The organism is Streptomyces sp. NPDC004561, from assembly GCF_053602155.1.
This window is the reverse complement of record NZ_JBSGDB010000004.1, coordinates 1-19,442: the sequence shown is the minus strand read 5'-3', so window position 1 is coordinate 19,442 and position 19,442 is coordinate 1. Positions and strand designations below refer to the sequence as shown.

Below are 19,442 nucleotides of genomic sequence, written 5' to 3'. Positions count from 1 at the left end.
TGAGCCTCAGCCCTTCCCGAGCAGCAGCCGGGCCTCGCCGACCGTGATGACGGATCCGGTGACCAGCACACCGCCGCCCGCGAACTCGCCCTCCTCCTCGGCCAGCGTGATCGCGGCCTCCAGGGCGTCCGGCAGCCGCGGCTCGACCTGCACCCGCTCGTCGCCGAACACCTCGACGGCGATCGCGGCCAGCTCGTCCGCGTCCATGGCCCGGTGGCTGGAGTTCTGGGTGACGACGACCTCGGCGAAGATCGGCTCGAAGGCCTCCAGCAGCCCCCGTACGTTCTTGTCGCCGCTCGCGCCGACGACACCGATCAGCCGGGTGAAGTCGAAGGCCTCGCGGACGGCCTCGGCGGTGGCCGCGGCGCCCGCCGGGTTGTGGGCGGCGTCCAGCACGACCGTGGGCGAGCGCCGTACGACCTCCAGGCGACCGGGCGAGGACACGGCCGCGAACGCCTTGCGGACGGTGTCGATGTCCAGGGGCTCCGCGCGCTGCGCGCCGACGCCGAAGAACGCCTCGACGGCGGCGAGCGCCACGGCCGCGTTGTGCGCCTGGTGGCCGCCGTGCAGCGGGAGGTACACCTCGGGGTACTCGCCGCCGAGGCCGCGCAGGGTGAGCAGCTGCCCGCCGACGGCGACCTGCCGGGCGACGACGCCGAACTCCAGGCCCTCCCGGGCCACGGTCGCGTCGACCTCCACGGCCTTCTTCAGCAGCACCTGGGCGGCGTCCACCGGCTGCTGGGCGAGGATGACGGTCGCGTCCTGCTTGATGATGCCGCTCTTCTCGCCGGCGATCTCCGCGGGCGTTTCGCCGAGGCGGTCGGTGTGGTCGAGGTCGATGGGGGTGACGACCGCGACGTCGCCGTCGATCACATTGGTGGCGTCCCAGCTGCCGCCCATGCCGACCTCCACGACGGCCACGTCGACCGGCGCGTCCGCGAAGGCCGCGTAGGCCATGCCGGTGAGCACCTCGAAGAAGGACAGGCGGTACTCCTGCAGGCCGTCGACCATCTCCACGTACGGCTTGATGTCCTGGTACGTCTCGATGAACCGCTCGGCCGTGATCGGGGCGCCGTCCAGGCTGATCCGCTCGGTGATCGACTGCACGTGCGGGCTGGTGTAGCGGCCGGTGCGCAGATCGAAGGCGCCGAGCAGGGCCTCGATCATGCGGGCGGTGGAGGTCTTGCCGTTCGTGCCGGTGATGTGGATCGAGGGGTACGACCGCTGCGGGTCGCCCAGAACGTCCATCAGCGCGGAGATGCGGGCGACCGAGGGCTCCAGCTTGGTCTCGCCCCAGCGGGTGGCCAGTTCCGCCTCGACCTCGCGCAGGGCCTTGTCGACCTCGGGGTCCGCCGGCCGCGCGGGTACGTCGGCGGACGGCTGGCCGCCCTGGGTTCGCAGGGTACGGCTGCCGGCCTCGATGACCGCGAGGTCGGGGTCGCGGGTGGTCTCGGCGTCGATGATCTCGTCGAAGCCGTCGAGGGGGTCGGGCTGGTCGTTCTCGTGCGGGAGGTCGCTCACAGGGTCAGTCTACGGAGCCGTGCCGACAAAGGGCCGGTTCGGGGTGGCCGCTCAGCATCGCCGGGCGGGGGTCCGTGACGAGCGCTCGCGCGGTTCCCCGCGCCCCCTCGCACGCGGCGGCGCCTGCGAGCGGCGCCCGAATGCGCGAAGGCCCCCGGAACCCTGCGGCTCCGGGGGCCTTCGGCACGCTGTACGGCTACGCCTGCGGCAACCTCTCCAGCTGGGCCTGGATGCGGGCGATGTCCTCCTCGGCCTTGGCCAGGCGGGTGCGGATCTTGTCCACCACGTTCTCCGGGGCCTTGGCGAGGAACGCCTCGTTGCCGAGCTTGCCCGTGGCCTGGGCCTTCTCCTTCTCGGCGGCGGCCAGGTCCTTGGCCAGGCGCTTGCGCTCGGCCGCCACGTCGATCGTGCCGGACAGGTCGAGGGCGACCTCGGCGCCGGCGACCGGGAGGGTGGCCGTGGCGGTGAAGGCGTCGCCCTCGGGCTGGAGGCGCAGCAACTGGCGGATGGCGGCCTCGTGCGGGGCGAGGGCCGTACCGTCCAGGGTCAGGCGCGCCGGGACCCGCTGGCCGGGCTGGAGGCCCTGGTCGGCGCGGAACCGGCGGACCTCGGTGATGACGGACTGCAGGGACTCGATCTCCCGCTCGGCCGCCGGGTCCCGGAAGCCGCTGTCCTCGGGCCACTCGGCGACGACGAGCGACTCGCCGCCGGCGAGCGTCGTCCACAGCGTCTCCGTGACGAACGGGACGACCGGGTGCAGCAGCTTCAGGGTGACGTCGAGGACCTCGCCGAGGACCCGCTTGCTGACCTCGGCCGGCTCGCCGCCCGCCTGGAAGACGGTCTTGGACAGCTCGACGTACCAGTCGAAGACCTCGTCCCACGCGAAGTGGAAGAGGGTGTCGGAGAGCTTCGCGAACTGGAAGTCCTCGTAGTAGGCGTCGACCTCGGCGACGACCGAGTTGAGCCGGGAGAGGATCCAGCGGTCCGTCGCCGACATCTTCGACGCGTCCGGCAGCGGCCCGTCCACCGTCGCGCCGTTCATCAGCGCGAAGCGGGTCGCGTTCCAGATCTTGTTGGCGAAGTTGCGGGAGCCCTGGACCCAGTCCTCGCCGATCGGGACGTCGACGCCCGGGTTGGCGCCGCGCGCGAGGGTGAACCGGAGCGCGTCGGAGCCGTACTTGTCCATCCAGTCCAGCGGGTTGACCGCGTTGCCGAAGGACTTCGACATCTTCTTGCCGAACTGGTCGCGGACCATGCCGTGCAGGGCGATGGTGTGGAACGGCGGGGTGCCGTCCATCGCGTAGAGGCCGAACATCATCATCCGGGCGACCCAGAAGAAGAGGATGTCGTAGCCGGTGACCAGGACGGAGTTCGGGTAGAACTTCGCGAGCGACTCGGTCTGTTCGGGCCAGCCGAGGGTGGAGAAGGGCCACAGGCCGGAGGAGAACCAGGTGTCGAGGACGTCGGTGTCCTGGTGCCAGCCCTCGCCGGTCGGGGCCTCGTCGTCCGGGCCGACGCAGACGACCTCGCCGTTCGGGCCGTACCAGACGGGGATGCGGTGGCCCCACCACAACTGCCGCGAGATGCACCAGTCGTGGAGGTTGTCGACCCAGTCGAAGTAGCGCTTCTCCATCTCCTGCGGATGGATCTTGACCTTGCCCTCGCGGACCGCGTCACCGGCGGCCTTGGCGAGCGGGCCGACCTTGACCCACCACTGCATGGACAGCCGGGGCTCGATGGTGGTCTTGCAGCGCGAGCAGTGGCCGACGGAGTGGACGTACGGCCGCTTCTCGGAGACGATCCGGCCCTCGGCGCGCAGCGCGGCGACGATGGCGGAGCGGGCCTCCAGGCGGTCCAGGCCCTGGAAGGGGCCGTGGGCCGTGATGACGGCGTGCTCGTCCATGATCGTGAGGGACGGCAGGTTGTGCCGCTGGCCGATCTCGAAGTCGTTCGGGTCGTGGGCCGGGGTGACCTTGACGGCGCCGGTGCCGAACTCGGGGTCGACGTGGGTGTCGGCGACGACCGGGATGGAGCGGTCGGTCAGCGGCAGCCTGACCAGCTTGCCGATCAGGTGCTTGTACCGCTCGTCCTCCGGGTGGACGGCGACGGCGGTGTCACCGAGCATGGTCTCGGCGCGGGTGGTGGCCACGACGATGGTGTCGTCGCCCTCGCCGTACTTCATGGAGACGAGTTCGCCGTCGTCGTCCTGGTACTCGACCTCGATGTCGGAGATCGCGGTGAGGCACCGGGGGCACCAGTTGATGATGCGCTCGGCGCGGTAGATCAGCTCGTCGTCGTAGAGCCGCTTGAAGATGGTCTGGACGGCCTGGGAGAGGCCCTCGTCCATGGTGAAGCGCTCACGGGACCAGGCGACGCCGTCGCCGAGGCGGCGCATCTGGCCGGAGATCTGGCCGCCGGACTCGCCCTTCCACTGCCAGACGCGCTCGACGAAGGCCTCACGGCCGAGGTCGTGCCGGGACTTGCCCTCCTTGCCGAGCTCGCGCTCGACGACGTTCTGCGTGGCGATGCCGGCGTGGTCCATGCCGGGCTGCCACAGCGTCTCGTGGCCCTGCATGCGCTTGCGGCGGGTCAGCGCGTCGATGAGGGTGTGCTCGAAGGCGTGCCCGAGATGGAGCGAGCCCGTGACGTTCGGCGGCGGGATGACGACGGTGTACGGCGGCTTGTCGCTCTTCGCGTCCGCCTCGAAGTAACCCCGCTCCACCCAGCGCTCGTACAGCGGCCCCTCTACATCGGCCGGCGCGTACTGGGTCGGCAGTTCGGTCTCGGGCGCGGGTGGCTGCTGCTGAGCGTTCTCGGTCACGGGGGTCAGTTTAGAGGTGTCACGGGGCGGTCCCGAAACGCGTTTGTTCTGTAACGGTGCGGCCCCCGGTGCCGTGCGGTTTCCGGGCCTGGTCCAGGATGTCAGGAACACATAAGCGTCCTAGGGGGAACCCAGAAATGAGCAACAACCAGCCGGGCCCGTACGGCCAGCCACCCCAGCAGCCGGGTCCCTACGGCCAGCCGGGGCAGCCTGGTCCGTACGGCCAGCCGGGCCAGCCTGGCCCGTACGGCCAGCCGGGCCAGCCTGGCCCGTACGGCCAGCAGCCGCAGGCTCCGCAGCCCGGCTACGGCTACCCCCAGCAGCCGCCCGCTCCGCCGCAGCCGGGGTACGGCTACCCCCAGCAGGGCGTGCCGCAGCAGCCGAACCCGTACGGCCAGCAGCCCTACGGCATGCCGCAGGCGCCCCAGCCCGGCGGCGGCAAGAAGAAGACGGGCCTGATCATCGGCGCGGTGGCCGTGGTGGCGGCGGTCGCGGTGGCGGCGTACCTCCTGATCGGCAGCAGCAGCGGCGGCGCGAGCGTCGCGGACGACGGCCCGCACAAGCTGACGACTCCGGCGACGGTGCTGACGGAGTACAAGCGGGGGTCGAGCAAGAGCGACACGATGACGTCGAGCGACCTCAAGGACGCCGAGAAGTGGGGCGTGCACAACCCGCAGGACGTCAGCGCCGAGTACAAGTCCGGGGACGCGTCCAACCCGCTGGGCCAGAAGCTGATCGAGTTCGGCGGCGTCTACGGGACGATCGACGACCCCGCGAAGACCGTCGACGCGATGTTCGCCTACATGAAGGACCAGAGCACCAAGGACTCCACCGACAAGTACACCCTGGTGGGTGAGCCGAAGGCGTACACGCCGGCCTCGCTCGACGGCGCGGTGCTCAAGTGCCAGCAGGCCAAGGGCGCGAACTCCGACTCCACCGGGCCCAAGGAGATGACCTTCGACTTCTGCATCTGGGGTGACCACAGCACCCTCGGGATGGTCATGCCGATGGACGTCGCCACGCTCGCCGCGGGCCGGTCGAGCGATCCGGCGACGGACGCCGAGCTGACGGCCAAGTTCCGCAACGAGGTGCGCGTCAAGGCCTGATGTCACTCCGTCACCGGCAAGGGCCTCGGTCGGGCGACCGGGGCCTTTCTCGTGCCCGGTTCCGCCGGGGGGGTTCCCGCACGATGCCCCCGCCGGGCCCGGGGCGCCGGCTCCGGCCGGACAAGCGCGCAATGCGAACGGCCGCCGCCTCTCGCGAGGCGGCTGTTGTGGCGTACGAGGTCGTGGCCGGACCGGTTCTGCTTACGCCGTCTTCTGCTCCCCGGACCCCCGGCCGCGGGCATCGCGCGGGATCAGGGTCGGGTTGACGTTGGAGAGGACCACGTCGGCCGTGATGACCACGCGGGCCACGTCCTTGCGGGAGGGGACCTCGTACATGACGCCCTGGAGGACTTCCTCCATGATGGCGCGCAGGCCGCGGGCGCCGGTCTGGCGCAGGATGGCCTGGTCGGCGATGGCCTCCAGGGCCTCGCGCTCGAAGTCCAGCTCCACGCCGTCGAGTTCGAAGAGGCGCTGGTACTGCTTCACGAGCGCGTTGCGGGGCTCCACCAGGATCTTCAGGAGCGCCTCGCGGTCGAGGTTGTGGACCGAGGTGATGACCGGGAGACGGCCGATGAACTCCGGGATCATGCCGAACTTGACCAGGTCCTCCGGCATGACGTCCTCGAAGACGTCCTTGGACTCCAGCTCGCGCTTGGACAGGATCGTCGCGCCGAAGCCGATGCCCTTGGCGCCCGCCCGGGCCTCGATGATCTTCTCCAGGCCGGCGAAGGCGCCGCCCACGATGAACAGCACGTTCGTCGTGTCGATCTGGATGAACTCCTGGTGCGGGTGCTTGCGGCCGCCCTGGGGCGGAACCGAGGCGGTGGTGCCCTCGAGGATCTTCAGGAGAGCCTGCTGGACGCCCTCGCCGCTCACGTCCCGCGTGATCGACGGGTTCTCGCTCTTGCGGGCCACCTTGTCGATCTCGTCGATGTAGATGATCCCGGTCTCGGCCTTCTTGACGTCGTAGTCGGCCGCCTGGATGAGCTTCAGGAGGATGTTCTCGACGTCCTCGCCCACGTAGCCCGCCTCGGTCAGCGCCGTGGCGTCGGCGATCGCGAACGGGACGTTCAGCATGCGGGCCAGGGTCTGCGCCAGAAGGGTCTTGCCGGAGCCCGTGGGGCCCAGCAGGAGGATGTTGGACTTCGCCAGCTCGATGGCGTCGTCACGGCCGCTCGCGCCGCCGTTCTCGCCCGCCTGGACCCGCTTGTAGTGGTTGTACACCGCGACCGACAGGGCCTTCTTGGCGGCCTCCTGGCCGACCACGTAGCCCTCGAGGAACTCGTAGATCTCGCGGGGCTTGGGCAGCTCCTCCCAGCGCACCTCGCTGGTCTCCGCGAGCTCCTCCTCGATGATCTCGTTGCAGAGATCGATGCACTCGTCGCAGATGTACACACCGGGCCCTGCGATGAGCTTCTTGACCTGCTTCTGGCTCTTGCCGCAGAACGAGCACTTGAGCAGATCGCCGCCGTCACCGATGCGTGCCACGGTGTGCTTCCCCTTCGCCTGGGAGCTGCCTGGACACTGCGGTCCAGCGGCTCCTGGTGCTGCCTTATGTCCGACGGTACCTTGCCGGGCCCGGTGTTCGGGCCCCCCTTGGCAGGGTTCACTTTGACGTGAACCCCGCCAAGAGGGGCACAGAGTGCGCCGCTCCGCGTCAGCGGACGGCGGCGTTGTTCAGCTTGCGGGTGGAGATGATCTGGTCGACGAGGCCGTACTCCAGCGCCTCCTCGGCCGTGAGGATCTTGTCGCGCTCGATGTCCTCGCGGATCTTCTCGATCGGCTGGTTCGAGTGCTTGGCCAGCATGTTCTCCAGCTGGTCACGCATCCGGGTGAACTCCTTGGCGATGATCTCCAGGTCGGAGAGCTGACCGCGGCCGGTGGAGCCGGCCGGCTGGTGGATCAGCACGCGGGAGTTCGGCAGCGCCATGCGCTTGCCCGGGGTGCCGGCGGCCAGCAGGATGGCCGCGGCGGAGGCCGCCTGACCCATGCAGACCGTCTGGATGTCGGGCTTCACGAACTGCATGGTGTCGTAGATCGCCGTGAGGGCGGTCATGTCGCCACCGGGGCTGTTGATGTAGATCGAGATGTCCCGGTCCGGGTCCATCGACTCCAGGCACAGCAGCTGCGCCATGACGTCGTTGGCCGAGGCGTCGTCGATCTGGACGCCCAGGAAGATCACGCGCTCCTCGAAGAGCTTCGCGTACGGGTCGTACTCGCGGATGCCCTGGGAGGTGCGCTCGACGAAGCGCGGGATGACGTAACGGCTGTCGGGGCGGGGCCCGTCGTACATGCCGCTGGCGGCGCCGGGGAAGTTGCTCATGGGGTGTTCACCGTCCTGGTGGCGTTCTGGGGGCTGAGGTCGTGGCGGTGCTTGGCGTGGCCGTGCCGGTCAGGCACCGGTGCCGCCGCCTCCCGGAACACCCGAGGCGTGCGTGATGATCTCGTCAATGAGACCGTACTCCTTGGCCTCTTCCGGCGTGAACCAGCGGTCGCGGTCGCCGTCGCGGATGATCGCCTCGACCGTCTGGCCGGAGTGGAGCGCGGTCAGCTCGGACATGCGCCTCTTGGTGCGCAGCAGGTACTCGGCCTGGATCTTGATGTCCGAGACCGTGCCGCCGAGGCCCGCGGAGCCCTGGTGCATCATGATGTCGGCGTGGGGCAGCGCGAAGCGCTTGCCCGCGGCACCGCCGGTGAGCAGGAACTGGCCCATCGAGGCCGCCATGCCCATGGCGATCGTCACCACGTCGTTCGGGATGTACTGCATGGTGTCGTAGATCGCCATGCCGGCCGTCACCGAGCCGCCGGGGCTGTTGATGTAGAGGTAGATGTCCTTGTCAGGGTCGGCGGCGAGAAGCAGCAGCTGTGCGGTGATCTTGTTGGCAATGTCGTCGTCAACCTGCTGGCCGAGGAAGATGATCCGCTCGTTGAGCAGCCGGTTGTAGACCTGGTCGCCGAGGCCACCACCGATGGAAGGCTCGCCGGCGGCGGAGGGCATCAGATTCGTCACGTATCCACCTGCTCGTCTTACGACGGCGCCGGGCCGTCTCACGTCGTCCTGCCGGAGGCTTGGCGGGGGTTTCAGGAGACTCCCCTGCCCCCGTACTCATGGACCCTAACGCTCAGGCCCCTTCGGGGAATCCCGGAGATGGGGGTGTTCGCCGGGGGCGTAGCGAAGGGCCCCGCCGGGGAGCCGGACGCGGGGCGTGGGGCCGGGGCGCTTTCGGCCACCGCACCGCGGGTCCCGCACGGCTGCTCGCGCCCCGCGGAGGAGCCGCGCATCGGGATACGGCCGCGCCCCTGAGCCGGCCGCTCCCGGGAGACGCGACGGGCCCCCGGGGGAAGTCCCGGGGGCCCGTCGTACGCGCTTCAGAGGCGCCGTGGGGCGGCTCAGCCCTCGGCGTTCTCCTCGGAGGTCTCCGACGCCTCGGCGGCCTCGGTCTCCTCCTCCTCGTCGTCCAGGTCGACGACCTCGCCGTTGGTGTCCTTCACCGTGGCGGCCTCGACCACGACGGCCAGGGCCTTGCCGCGGGCGACCTCGCCGACCAGGAGCGGCACCTGGCCACCCTCGACGACGGCCTGGGCGAACTGGTCGGGGGACATGCCGGAGGAGGCGGCACGCCGCATGAGGTGCTCGGTGAGCTCCTCCTGGTTGACGTTGAGCTGCTCCTTCTTGACCAGCTCGTCGAGGACGAACTGGGTCTTGATGCCCTTGACCGCGGCCTCGCGGGTCTCGGTCTCGAACTCCTCGGCGGTCTTGCCCTGGATCTCCAGGTACTTGTCGAGGGTGAGACCCATCTGGCCGAGCTGGTGGTGCTCGAGGTTGTGCTTGCGGGTGTTGATCTCGTCCTCGAGCAGCTTCTCGGGGACCGGGACCTCGACCAGCTCGAGCAGCTTCTCCAGGACGCGCTCCTGGGCCTGGGTGGCCTGGTCGAACTGCTTCATGTTCGTGAGGCGCTTACGGCTGTCCGCCTTCAGCTCCTCCAGGGTGTCGAACTCGGAGGCGAGCTGCGCGAACTCGTCGTCCAGCTCGGGCAGTTCGCGGGCGGCGACCTCGGTGACCTTGACGGAGACCTCGGCCTCCTTGCCCGCGGCGGAGCCGCCCTTCAGCTCGGAGGTGAAGGTGGCCTCCTCGTCGGCGGACAGGCCCTTGACGGCGTCGTCGATGCCGTCCAGCAGCTCACCGGAGCCGATGGTGTAGGAGACGCCGTCGGCGATGCCGTCCTCGAGGACCTCGCCGTCGACCTTGGCCTGCAGGTCGATGGTGACGACGTCGCCGTCCTGGGCGGCGCGCTCGACCGGCGAGGTGGAGGCGAAGCGCTCGCGCAGCTGCTCGACCGACTTCTCGATGTCCTCGTCGGTGACCTCGACGGCGTCGACCTCGACCTCGATGCCGGAGTAGTCCGGGATCTCCAGGGCCGGGCGGATGTCGACCTCGGCGGTGAAGTTCAGCGTCTCGCCGTCCTTCAGCTCGGTGATGTCGACCTCGGGCTGGCCGAGCGGGTTCAGGTCCGCCTCGTTGACCGCCTCGGTGTAGAACTTCGGCAGCGCGTCGTTGACGGCCTCCTCCAGCACGGCGCCACGGCCGAACCGCTGGTCGATGACACGGGCCGGGATCTTGCCCTTGCGGAAGCCCTTCACCGTGACCTGCTGGTTGATCTTCTTGTACGCCGCGTCGAGGCTGTCCTTGAGCTCCTCGAAGGGCACCTCGACAGTGAGCCGAACCCGGGTCGGGTTCAGGGTCTCCACGGCGCTCTTCACGGTTCGGTCTCCTTGTGGCTGACTTCTCGGGTTCCGCCGGAGCCAGAGTGGTCCGGCGGATTTCGCCGCCCGGGGGAGTTCGTAGGCCGAGTGGGCCGGGACACACGGGCGCGCAGCTTGCATAGTAACCGCAGCCGGTCAGCGCCCCAAAAGGCGATCTTCCCGACGTCGCGTGCCGGTGGTCGGGGTGGCGGGATTTGAACCCACGGCCTTCCGCTCCCAAAGCGGACGCGCTACCAAGCTGCGCCACACCCCGTCTGGTGCGACACGTAGGGTACATGGCTGGGCCCATCGCGTCGGCCGCATTCTTCGAGGCGGCGCGCGGGGTGCCTCCGTGGCCGTAGTCGTTGGCCTGACCGGTGGGCGACCCGCTACGATGCCTGCAGTGCCGCGGTCACGGACCTGCGGCGCAGTGGTGCGGGCGTAGCTCAATGGTAGAGCCCTAGTCTTCCAAACTAGCTACGCGGGTTCGATTCCCGTCGCCCGCTCTGTACGCCGAAGGCCCAGGCGAGAGGTCGTTCTCCTCTCTCTGGGCCTTCAGCCGTTCTGCGGTGTGCGTGGTTCCGGCAAGGTGTGGAGCCCTTCGCCCGGGCGGAGGGCCCGGCCGTCAGCACCGGGCTCCGCGAACTGCTTCATATGGGTGACGACGGTGACGACCACCGGTCGACCCAGGCGGAGCCGAGCAGACGTGGCTCCTCTGGCCGGGCTGCCCAGCGCCCATTCATCTGGAGTTGGCGCAGCATCGCGACCTGACGCGATCTGTCGGGCCTGGATTTGTCGCCGGCGAGGATCGTGTCGCGACACTCCGAGGGCCGGGGCCTCGCACAGGTGTTCTGGGGCGCACGCACGCGGTGTGCGGGGTGGGCATGACGCGCTTCCAGCGGGGCGCGCCCGGCGGCCGGGGGTGGACCGGGCGAGGGGCGCCACGTCCGCGCCCCGCCGCACAGGCCGTCCTCGTCGGTCCGAGTCGCACGGTTCAGGCTCCGCCGGTCCGCGCCGGTCAGAACTTGATCGAGTTGATGGACTCCGCTATCGAGTTCAGGAACCGGTCGATGGACGGCGCCATGCCGGTCGAGGCGAGGAAGAAGCCGAAGAGGATCGCGACGATGGCGGGACCCGCCTTGATGCTCCCCCCTCGGATCAGCACCACCAGGATGATCGCCAACAGAAGCACCACGGACAGTGAAATGGCCACAACTGATCACACCCTCGGTCGGTCCCTCTCCCGGCCCGGGGGTACCGTGCCGCGCACCCCCGCCAGAACCATCGTGCCACCAACCAGGCTGCTCTATGCGGCCGCTGACAGGATGCCGGACACGCGGTACGGGGCGGGCGACACCCCGCACAGTAATTCGACGGGCGTCCGCGCACGACTCCACCAGGAATTGCGCCACTTCGTTTCCGTGTCCACACATCCCATGCGCGGGTAATTCGAATTCATGACACAGAGGCGCCGTATGCCCTAATCAGTAGGGATGAATCGGGACATCGGGGGTGAATGACGGGTCCCTGTGTGTGCATCATCACGTAGACAGAGGAGGCGAGTTCGTTAAATCAGGGGGTACCCGAACGCGATAACCAGGAAAGACTGCGGGGGTTTTACGGAATCCCACAGACGACGCCAGGGTGCCTGAGATGTTTGACGCCGCCTCGTCCCCCGGCCAGAGCCCAGGGCCGCTCCCCCGGCACAGTCGCCGGTGGAGGGAGTGCCCGGTCCACGTACCCCGCCGCGTTCGCAGGAGCGGGACACGAAGTCGGACAGACCCGGCAAACAACGCGACGCGTTCTTCGACAACGCCAAGTACCTGGCCATCGTGCTCGTCGCGATGGGGCACTCCTGGGAGCCGCTGAAGGGCGACAGCCGGATCCTGGAGGCCGTGTACACCGTCGTGTACGCCTTCCACATGCCGGCGTTCGTCATCATCTCCGGCTTCTTCTCGCGCAGTTTCGACATGCGCCCGGACCGGCTCAAGCGGCTCCTCACCGGAGTGGTGGTGCCGTACGTCCTCTTCGAGACCGCGTACCCGCTGTTCAAGAATCTCGTCGTCGGCTCCCACGAGGAGATCAGCCTCCTCGACCCCTGGTATCTGACCTGGTTCCTGTGCGCCCTGTTCGTCTGGCGGCTGACGACGCCCATCTGGAAGCTGGTGCGCCGGCCGCTGCCGGTGGCCCTCGGCATCGCGATGCTGGCGTCGGTCACGCCGAGCATCGGTGACGACCTCGACCTCCAGCGTGTCCTGCAGTTCCTGCCGTACTTCGTGCTCGGCCTGTGCATGAAGCCCGAGCACTTCCGGCTGGTGCGCCGCCGCTCGGTGCGGATCGCCGCGGTGCCGGTGTTCGCGGCGGCGCTGCTGGTCGGCTGGTGGGCGGTGCCGCGCATGAACGCCGCGTGGTTCTACCACCGCGACTCCGCGCAGGAGCTGGGCGCCCCCTGGTGGTGCGGCCCGGTGACGACGCTCGCGATGATGGGCTGCTCGCTGCTGCTGACGGCCTGCTTCTTCTCCTGGGTGCCGGGCCGCAGGACGTGGTTCACGGCGCTCGGCGCTGGCACCCTCTACGGCTATCTGCTGCACGGCTTCCTGGTGAAGTTCGCCGACTACCGGGGCTGGTTCGACCACGCCTCGCTGCACCGCCCGCTCGGCGAGATCCTGGTGACCCTGCTCGCGGGCACCGCCGTAACCCTGTTGTGCACCCCGCCGGTGCAGCGTCTCTTCCGGTTCGCGATGGAGCCGCGGATGGAGTGGGCGTTCAAGCAGGACGCCGCCCAACTGGCCCGCGAGCGCCAGCAGAAGGAGCGCGTGCGGGCCGCCGTCTGACTAGTCCGTCGTGAGACCGAGGAGTGCGCGCATCCGTGCGTACTTCTCGGTCAGTCGTCTCCGGGTCGGCTCGTCCAGGACGGCCAGCCGCCCGGGGTCGGCGTTGTGCGCCAGGTCCGCCTCCTTCACCAGTCGCGCGCCCGGGGTGGCGAGGATCCGCCGCGCGTACGCCGTTGGCTCCTCCCCCGGCCGCTTGGTGAGGGCGTCCACGATGGCCTTGGTGCGCGGGGTCAGGGCGGCGGCCGCGAGCCACTCGCGGGTCAGCGCGTCGTCCTCGACGGAGTCGTGCAGCCAGGCCGCGGCGATCTGCTCCGCGTCGCCGCGGCGGGCGCGCACGCCCGCCGCGACGGCCGCGAGATGTTCGGCGTACGGCCGTCCCGCCTTGTCGGTCTGCCCCTCGTGGGCGGCCCGCGCGACGGCTTCGACCTCGGCGAGGGTGAGTGTCACGGATTTCTCGGTCACCCCTCGAGTCTGCACCGTACCCCACCCCACCCGCCGCCCGGGTTTCGCGGGGCGCGCTCAGCGGGTGACCGCGAACGCCTCGCGGCAGATCAGAAGCAGGGCCCGGTCGTCGTTGACGTCCTTGGCGACGGCCTCGATGAGGTGCCAGGCGGCGCCGTGGAAACCGCCGGCGACATAGCGGTCGGCCTCGCCGGTGAGCCGGTCGATGCCCTCGACGATGTCGCGGTCGGAGGTCTCCACCAGACCGTCGGTGAACAGCATCAGCACGTCCCCGGGCCGCAGCGAGCCCTTCACGGGGTCGAACTGGGCTCCGTCGTACACACCCAGCAGGGGACCCTCGGCCGCCTTCTCCTCCCAGCGCCCGCTGCCCGCGCTCAGCTGGAGCCCCGGCGGATGGCCCGCGGAGTACAGCTCGTAGTCCCCGGAGTCGAGGTCCAGGACCAGATGGATGGAGGTGGCGAAGCCCTCCTCCCAGTCCTGGCGCAGCAAATAGCCGTTGGCGGCCGGCAGGAAGGCGTGCGGGGGCAGGGAGCCGAGCAGGCCGCCGAAGGCGCCCGACAGCAGCAGGGCGCGCGAACCGGCGTCCATGCCCTTGCCGGACACGTCGGTGAGGACGACCTCCACGGTGCGGCCGCCGTTCGTCCGGGCTGCCACCACGAAGTCGCCCGAGAAGGACTGGCCGCCCGCCGGGCGCAGTGCCATCTCGTGGTGCCAGCCCTGCGGCAGCTTCGGCAGCTTGCTCTGCACCCGGATCCGCTCGCGCAGGTCGAACAGCATGGTGCCGCCGCGCCGCCAGGGCACGCCGACCCGGCTGCGGAACTGCGCGGTCAGCAGGCCGAAGAAGCCGCACGCGGCGACCACCAGGACCACGCCCGGGGTGACCCGCGACGGCCCCTCGGTGTACGGGCCGAGCCGCACCGACTCCACGATCAGCGCGGTGGCGCCCGCCGCGTACAGGCCGAGCAGGCTCGCCGGGCGCAGCAGCAGCCCGCCCGCGACGATCGGCAGCACCAGGGTGGCCGGGGAGCACCACACCGAGTCGGCCAGGGTCATGGCCGCGAGGACCGGGATCGCCAGCAGCAGACCGGCGAACGCGATCCAGTCGGAGCCGTCGCCGCGGAAGTAGTCCACCGCGCTTCTGCGCAGCCCGACACGGACCCGGTGCCACTGCATCCGCCACCGCGCCGTGAACGTCTCGGCCTTCGCGCGCCGCCCTCGTCCTGCTGCCATTAGTTCGGGACCCTATCCATCGCACCGGCCGCTTGGCACGGGAGGTCCCACTTGTCCCCCGTGCGGGGCCCGACTTCTCGGTTCGTCCTCACAGTGAACGGCACCGGCGGCCGTCGCGCCGCCGACCGGGAGAAATTCACTGGCTCGTCCCGCGATGCGCTGCTAGTCATGACTCATGGGCACTGACCGGGGAACCGAGCTGAGGGTGCTGCGCGAGTCCGAGTGGGACCGCTGGTACGACACCCTGTACCGCGCCTTCGGCGCCTCCGCCGCGCCGCCGGAGGAGCGCGAACTGGACAGGTCCCTCACCGAGTTCGACCGTTCCCTCGCGATGTGGGACGGGGACGAGGTCGTCGGCTCGGCGGGGGCCTTCAGCTTCCGGATGACCGTGCCGGGCGGGGCCGCGGTCCCGGCGGCCGGTGTGACGATGGTCTCCGTCGCGGCCACGCACCGGCGGCGCGGGGTGCTGACCTCGATGATGCGCCGCCAGCTGGACGACGTCCGGGCGCTGGGCGAGCCGCTGGCGGTGCTGACCGCGTCCGAGCCCGCGATCTACGGCCGCTTCGGGTTCGACGCCGCGACCTTCCGGGTCTCCGCCGAGATCGACACGAGCCGGGTGACGCTGTCGCTGCCGGCCGGCGCCGAGGAGGTCCGGCTGCGGTACGCGGCGCCCGCCGACGTCCTCGACGCCTGTGAGGCGGTGTACGCGGCGCTGGTGCCGTCGCGGCCCGGGATGCTGGTCCGGCGGCCCGGCTGGGAGCGGGCCGGGCTGCTCGACCCGGAGAGCGAGCGCGAGGGGGCGTCGGCGCTCCAGTGCGTGGTCGCCGAGCGGGACGGGGAGGTCACCGGGTACGCGCGGTTCCACACCAAGCTCGGGTGGGGCGAGCGCGGACACGACGGCACGGTGCGGCTGAAGGACGTGGCCGCGCTCGACCCCGTGACCGAGGCCGCGCTGTGGCGGTTCCTGTTCGGTGTCGACCTGATGACGACCCTGTCGGTGGGGGGACGGCCGGTCGACGACGGCTGGCAGTACCAGGTCTCCGACATCCGCCGCTGCCGGCTCCGGTCGCGGGACGACTGCTACGTCCGGCTGGTCGACGTCGGCGCGGCGCTGGCGGCCCGTACGTACCAGGCGCCGGTGGACGTCGTGCTGGAGGTCGAGGACTCCTTCTGCCCCTGGAACACGGGCCGTTGGCGGCTGACCGGGGACGCGAAGGGAGCGTCCTGCGAGCGCACCACGGACGCGCCCGAACTCTCCCTGTCGGTGCGGGAGTTGGGGGCGGTCTACCTGGGCGGGGTGAGCCTGCTGTCGCTGGCGGCGGCCGGGCGGGTCCGGGAGCTGCGGGCCGGGGCGCTGGCGGAGGCCTCGGTGGCGTTCGGCTCGGCGGTGGCCCCCTGGCTGCCGCACGGCTTCTAGTGTTCTGCGCCAGTAATCCGTTGGTAGATCTGTCTCGTCCCGGCGTTTGGGTTCCGGTCGACAACCAGGCGGGTTGATCGCCTGAGGCTCAGTGCGAACTACCTACGAACTTCCGGCGCAGGACACTAGGAGGCCTTCCGGGTCAGCGTCGCTGGCAGGTGGGGCACCAGAAGAGGTTGCGGGCGGCGAGGTCGGCGGTGCGGATCGCGTCGCCGCAGATGTGGCAGGGCCGGCTGGCCCTGCGGTAGACGTACACCTCGCCGCCGTGGTCGTCCACGCGGGGCGGGCGGCCCATGGCCTCCGGTGTGTGCTCGGCGCGGACGGTGTCGATCCGGTTCCTGCGCACCCCCTCGCGCATCAGCTCGACGAGGTCGCCCCAGATGGCGTGCCACTCGCCGGGGGTGATCTCCCTGCCGGTGCGGTACGGGTCGATGCCGTGCCGGAAGAGGACCTCGGCGCGGTAGACGTTGCCGACGCCGGCGACGATCTTCTGGTCCATGAGCAGCGCGGCGATCGTCGTACGGCTGCGGGTGATCCTCCGGTACGCCGTGGCCGGGTCGGCGTCCGTGCGCAGCGGGTCGGGGCCGAGGCGGGCGTGTATCGCCTGCTTCTCGGTGTCGGTGATCAGCGCACAGGTGGTGGGGCCGCGCAGGTCGACGTACGCGGTGTCGTTGGCGAGGCGGAGCCGGACGGTGTCGGTGGGCGGGGGCGCGGGCACCGGCCCGAAGCCGACCTTGCCGAAGAGGCCGAGGTGGATGTGGACCCACTCGTCGTCCCGGAAGCGGAGGAAGAGGTGCTTGCCGTGGGCCTCGGTGGCCGTCAGCTCGGCGCGGTCGAGGAGGGCCGCGGCGTCGGAGAACTTGCCCTGCGGGCTGCTGACACGGGGGGCCGTGCCGCGGAAGCGCTCGGCGTAATCCTGGGCCAGCCGGTGAATCGTGTGCCCTTCCGGCAAGGCTGAGCTGTCCTTTCCTGTTTTCCCACCCGGCCGCCCGCCTCGCTCGGCGGACGACCGGATGGGCGGGCTCGCTACTGCTGCGGGTGGTGGGCCGGGATCGGGGGGAGGTCGCCCGTCGCCTCGTACGCGGAGAGCATGTCGATGCGGCGGATATGACGCTCGTCACCGGAGAACGGCGTGTCGAGGAACACCTCGACGAACTTCGTCGCCTCCGCCGTGCTGTGCATGCGCGCACCCACGGCCACCACGTTGGCGTTGTTGTGCTGCCGGCCGAGGGACGCCGTCTCCTCGCTCCAGGCGAGCGCGGCCCGCACGCCCTTCACCTTGTTCGCGGCGATCTGCTCCCCGTTGCCGGAGCCGCCGATCACGATGCCGAGGGCGTCGGCGTCCGCGGCCGTCCGCTCCGCGGCGCGGAGGCAGAAGGGCGGGTAGTCGTCCTGGGCGTCGAAGATGTGCGGCCCGCAGTCGACGGGCTCGTGGCCCGCCTCCTTGAGCCACTCGACGAGGTGGTTCTTGAGTTCGTAGCCCGCATGGTCGGAGCCGAGGTACACGCGCATGGAACGAGTGTGACACGCCCGTTTCAGGGCAGCAGCCCCGGGTGGCGGCGCCCCAGGCGCCATGGAATTGCTGCCGGAATTGTGAGCCAGACCATAGAACCTCAAGGAAACCTCAAGTAACAATCCGGATTCAGAGGTTCCCGAATTCGTTCGCCTCGGATTCACTGGACCAGCTCGTACACCGCTCGTACGAACCCCCGTGTCCCGCCCCACAACGGCGCTCCCCGCTCTTACGGGAACCGCTCCACCGGCGCAAAGGAAATCCGTCCATGACCCCTGGTTCCGGACTTCAAGCAGGCCTCAAGAACCGCCACCTCACGATGATCGCCATCGGTGGTGTGATCGGTGCCGGACTCTTCGTCGGCTCCAGCTCCGGCATCGCCACGGCGGGCCCGGGCATTCTGCTGTCCTACGCCCTCGTCGGCACCCTCGTCGTCCTCGTGATGCGGATGCTCGGCGAGATGTCCGCCGCCAACCCGACCTCCGGCTCCTTCTCCGCGCATGCCGACCGGGCGCTCGGCCGCTGGGCCGGCTTCTCCATCGGCTGGCTCTACTGGTTCTTCTGGGTCGTCGTGCTCGCCGTGGAGGCGACCGCCGGCGCCAAGATCCTGGCGGGCTGGGTCCCGGCCGTACCGCAGTGGGGCTGGGCCCTCATCGTCATGACCGTGCTGACCGCGACGAACCTGGTCTCGGTGGGCTCCTACGGCGAGTTCGAGTTCTGGTTCGCCGGCATCAAGGTCGTGGCCATCGGCGCGTTCATCGTCATCGGCCTCCTCGCCGTGTTCGGCGTCCTGCCGGGCGTGCACGCGGACAAGGCGTCCTTCGGCAACCTCACGCACCACGGCGGCTTCCTGCCGCACGGCCCCGGCTCGATCCTCACCGGTGTGCTGCTGGTCGTCTTCTCCTTCATGGGCAGCGAGATCGCCACCCTGGCGGCCGGCGAGTCGGAGGACCCGCAGCGGGCCGTCACCAAGTCCACGAACAGCATCATCTGGCGTATCGGCGTCTTCTACCTCGGCTCGATCCTCATCGTGGTCTCGCTGGTGCCGTGGAACGACCCGACCATCCAGTCGCAGGGCTCGTACGTCGCCGCACTGAACTCCCTCGGGATCGCACACGCCGGCGAGATCATGAACGTCATCGTGCTGACGTCGGTGCTGTCCTGCCTCAACTCCGGCCTCTACACGGCCTCCCGGATGGCCTTCTCGCTCGGCCAGCGCGGTGACGCCCCGAAGGCGTTCGCCCGCACCACCTCCCGGGGTGTGCCGATGGCGGCGATCCTGTCCTCGGTCGTCTTCGGCTTCCTGGCGGTCTTCTTCAACTACAAGTACCCGGACACCGTCTTCCTCTTCCTGCTCAACTCCAGCGGTGCGGTGGCCCTGTTCGTGTGGCTGGCCATCTGCTTCTCGCAGCTGCGGATGCGCCGGATCATCCAGCGTGAGGCGCCGGAGAAGCTCGTCGTGAAGATGTGGCTGTACCCGTACCTGACCTGGGCCACGGCCGCGCTGATCGTGTTCGTCCTGGGCTACATGCTGACCGACACCAAGGGACCGAGCAGCGGCTTCAAGACCGTGATCCTGTCGGTGGCCGTGGCCGTGACCGTGGTGGTGATCGCCTTCGTGAAGCAGGCGGTCCAGTCCCGCCGCGGCACGGCGGCCCCCGCCGTCGAGGAGACCGAGAAGGTCACCATCGGCTGACACCGCCCGTCCGTCCAGGTGTTCCTCTCCCGGTCCCAGTAGCGCGCGGTCACCGCCAGCCGGAACTGGGCCGACGGGCCCGCCGCCGACTCCCGGTAC

General features: G+C 70.0%; 15 protein-coding genes, 2 tRNA genes and 1 pseudogene. 5 read left to right on the top strand and 13 right to left on the bottom strand.

Annotated elements, in window-relative coordinates; genetic code table 11:
* Nucleotides 1-6: 6 nt before the first annotated feature.
* Nucleotides 7-1,521: a bifunctional tetrahydrofolate synthase/dihydrofolate synthase gene (gene folC / locus ACWEN3_RS01070; RefSeq protein WP_452964020.1), complete on the bottom strand. Its 1,515-nt coding sequence runs from the start codon at nt 1,519-1,521 to the stop codon at nt 7-9.
* Between the two features lie 196 nt (nt 1,522-1,717).
* Nucleotides 1,718-4,342, bottom strand: a complete 2,625-nt coding sequence (locus tag ACWEN3_RS01065; protein WP_452964018.1) for a valine--tRNA ligase — start codon at nt 4,340-4,342, stop codon at nt 1,718-1,720.
* A gap of 137 nt (nt 4,343-4,479) precedes the next feature.
* Here ACWEN3_RS01065 and ACWEN3_RS01060 point away from each other — a divergent pair, with 137 nt between their 5' ends.
* On the top strand, nt 4,480-5,448 hold the full coding sequence (locus tag ACWEN3_RS01060) for a hypothetical protein (RefSeq protein ID WP_452964016.1): 969 nt from the start codon (nt 4,480-4,482) through the stop codon (nt 5,446-5,448).
* A 201-nt stretch (nt 5,449-5,649) separates the two neighbouring features.
* Here ACWEN3_RS01060 and clpX read toward each other — a convergent pair whose 3' ends face one another.
* The 5 genes from clpX to ACWEN3_RS01035 all read right to left on the bottom strand — a co-directional run bounded on the left by clpX (nt 5,650) and on the right by ACWEN3_RS01035 (nt 10,465).
* A complete protein-coding gene (clpX, locus tag ACWEN3_RS01055) occupies nt 5,650-6,936 on the bottom strand; it encodes an ATP-dependent Clp protease ATP-binding subunit ClpX (RefSeq protein WP_030648610.1) in 1,287 nt (428 codons plus the stop codon).
* Nucleotides 6,937-7,105: 169 nt separating this feature from the next.
* Nucleotides 7,106-7,771: an ATP-dependent Clp protease proteolytic subunit gene (locus ACWEN3_RS01050; protein WP_452964014.1), complete on the bottom strand. Its 666-nt coding sequence runs from the start codon at nt 7,769-7,771 to the stop codon at nt 7,106-7,108.
* 69 nt (nt 7,772-7,840) lie between these two features.
* Entirely contained in the window at nt 7,841-8,446 is a 606-nt protein-coding gene (locus ACWEN3_RS01045) for an ATP-dependent Clp protease proteolytic subunit (protein ID WP_452964085.1), read from the bottom strand.
* Nucleotides 8,447-8,838: 392 nt separating this feature from the next.
* Nucleotides 8,839-10,209: a trigger factor gene (tig, locus tag ACWEN3_RS01040; RefSeq protein WP_452964012.1), complete on the bottom strand. Its 1,371-nt coding sequence runs from the start codon at nt 10,207-10,209 to the stop codon at nt 8,839-8,841.
* Nucleotides 10,210-10,388: 179 nt separating this feature from the next.
* Nucleotides 10,389-10,465 (bottom strand) — tRNA-Pro (locus ACWEN3_RS01035).
* 161 nt (nt 10,466-10,626) lie between these two features.
* Between ACWEN3_RS01035 and ACWEN3_RS01030 the strand changes: the two genes are divergently transcribed.
* Nucleotides 10,627-10,697, top strand: a tRNA-Gly gene (locus ACWEN3_RS01030).
* 512 nt (nt 10,698-11,209) lie between these two features.
* Here the strand turns inward: ACWEN3_RS01030 and ACWEN3_RS01025 are convergent.
* Nucleotides 11,210-11,404, bottom strand: coding sequence for a hypothetical protein (locus ACWEN3_RS01025; RefSeq protein ID WP_452964010.1), 195 nt, complete (start codon nt 11,402-11,404; stop codon nt 11,210-11,212).
* Between the two features lie 511 nt (nt 11,405-11,915).
* On the opposite strand from ACWEN3_RS01025, the gene ACWEN3_RS01020 reads away from it, so the two are divergent.
* Entirely contained in the window at nt 11,916-13,025 is a 1,110-nt protein-coding gene (locus ACWEN3_RS01020) for an acyltransferase family protein (protein WP_452964008.1), read from the top strand.
* Here ACWEN3_RS01020 and ACWEN3_RS01015 read toward each other — a convergent pair whose 3' ends face one another.
* On the bottom strand, nt 13,026-13,487 hold the full coding sequence (locus ACWEN3_RS01015) for an HD domain-containing protein (protein ID WP_452964006.1): 462 nt from the start codon (nt 13,485-13,487) through the stop codon (nt 13,026-13,028).
* Nucleotides 13,488-13,544: 57 nt separating this feature from the next.
* A complete protein-coding gene (locus ACWEN3_RS01010) occupies nt 13,545-14,717 on the bottom strand; it encodes a PP2C family protein-serine/threonine phosphatase (protein ID WP_452964005.1) in 1,173 nt (390 codons plus the stop codon).
* 175 nt (nt 14,718-14,892) lie between these two features.
* On the opposite strand from ACWEN3_RS01010, the gene ACWEN3_RS01005 reads away from it, so the two are divergent.
* On the top strand, nt 14,893-16,134 hold the full coding sequence (locus ACWEN3_RS01005; protein ID WP_452964003.1) for a GNAT family N-acetyltransferase: 1,242 nt from the start codon (nt 14,893-14,895) through the stop codon (nt 16,132-16,134).
* Nucleotides 16,135-16,276: 142 nt separating this feature from the next.
* Here ACWEN3_RS01005 and ACWEN3_RS01000 read toward each other — a convergent pair whose 3' ends face one another.
* Both ACWEN3_RS01000 and ACWEN3_RS00995 read right to left on the bottom strand, forming a co-directional pair.
* The gene (locus tag ACWEN3_RS01000) at nt 16,277-17,086 is read right to left on the bottom strand and encodes an Fpg/Nei family DNA glycosylase (RefSeq protein WP_452964001.1); all 810 of its coding nucleotides are present in this window, start codon (nt 17,084-17,086) and stop codon (nt 16,277-16,279) included.
* A gap of 74 nt (nt 17,087-17,160) precedes the next feature.
* Nucleotides 17,161-17,646 carry a ribose-5-phosphate isomerase gene (locus ACWEN3_RS00995; RefSeq protein ID WP_452963999.1) on the bottom strand — a complete coding sequence of 162 codons (486 nt, stop codon included), beginning with the start codon at nt 17,644-17,646 and terminating at the stop codon, nt 17,161-17,163.
* 269 nt (nt 17,647-17,915) lie between these two features.
* Here ACWEN3_RS00995 and ACWEN3_RS00990 point away from each other — a divergent pair, with 269 nt between their 5' ends.
* Entirely contained in the window at nt 17,916-19,343 is a 1,428-nt protein-coding gene (locus ACWEN3_RS00990; RefSeq protein WP_452963997.1) for an amino acid permease, read from the top strand.
* Between the two features lie 5 nt (nt 19,344-19,348).
* On the opposite strand, the pseudogene ACWEN3_RS00985 reads toward ACWEN3_RS00990, so the two are convergent.
* Nucleotides 19,349-19,442 (bottom strand): annotated as a pseudogene (locus tag ACWEN3_RS00985) (single-stranded DNA-binding protein); the annotation flags it as partial.

What these genes read in the sequence shown, in the direction of transcription:
- ACWEN3_RS01060 (WP_452964016.1), top strand. Translation starts at nt 4,480, where the DNA reads ATGAGCAACAACCAGCCGGGCCCGTACGGCCAGCCACCCCAGCAGCCG.
- ACWEN3_RS01045 (WP_452964085.1), bottom strand. Translation starts at nt 8,446, where the DNA reads ATGCCCTCCGCCGCCGGCGAGCCTTCCATCGGTGGTGGCCTCGGCGAC.
- ACWEN3_RS01050 (WP_452964014.1), bottom strand. Translation starts at nt 7,771, where the DNA reads ATGAGCAACTTCCCCGGCGCCGCCAGCGGCATGTACGACGGGCCCCGC.
- ACWEN3_RS01010 (WP_452964005.1), bottom strand. Translation starts at nt 14,717, where the DNA reads ATGGCAGCAGGACGAGGGCGGCGCGCGAAGGCCGAGACGTTCACGGCG.
- ACWEN3_RS00990 (WP_452963997.1), top strand. Translation starts at nt 17,916, where the DNA reads ATGACCCCTGGTTCCGGACTTCAAGCAGGCCTCAAGAACCGCCACCTC.
- ACWEN3_RS00995 (WP_452963999.1), bottom strand. Translation starts at nt 17,646, where the DNA reads ATGCGCGTGTACCTCGGCTCCGACCATGCGGGCTACGAACTCAAGAAC.
- ACWEN3_RS01005 (WP_452964003.1), top strand. Translation starts at nt 14,893, where the DNA reads ATGGGCACTGACCGGGGAACCGAGCTGAGGGTGCTGCGCGAGTCCGAG.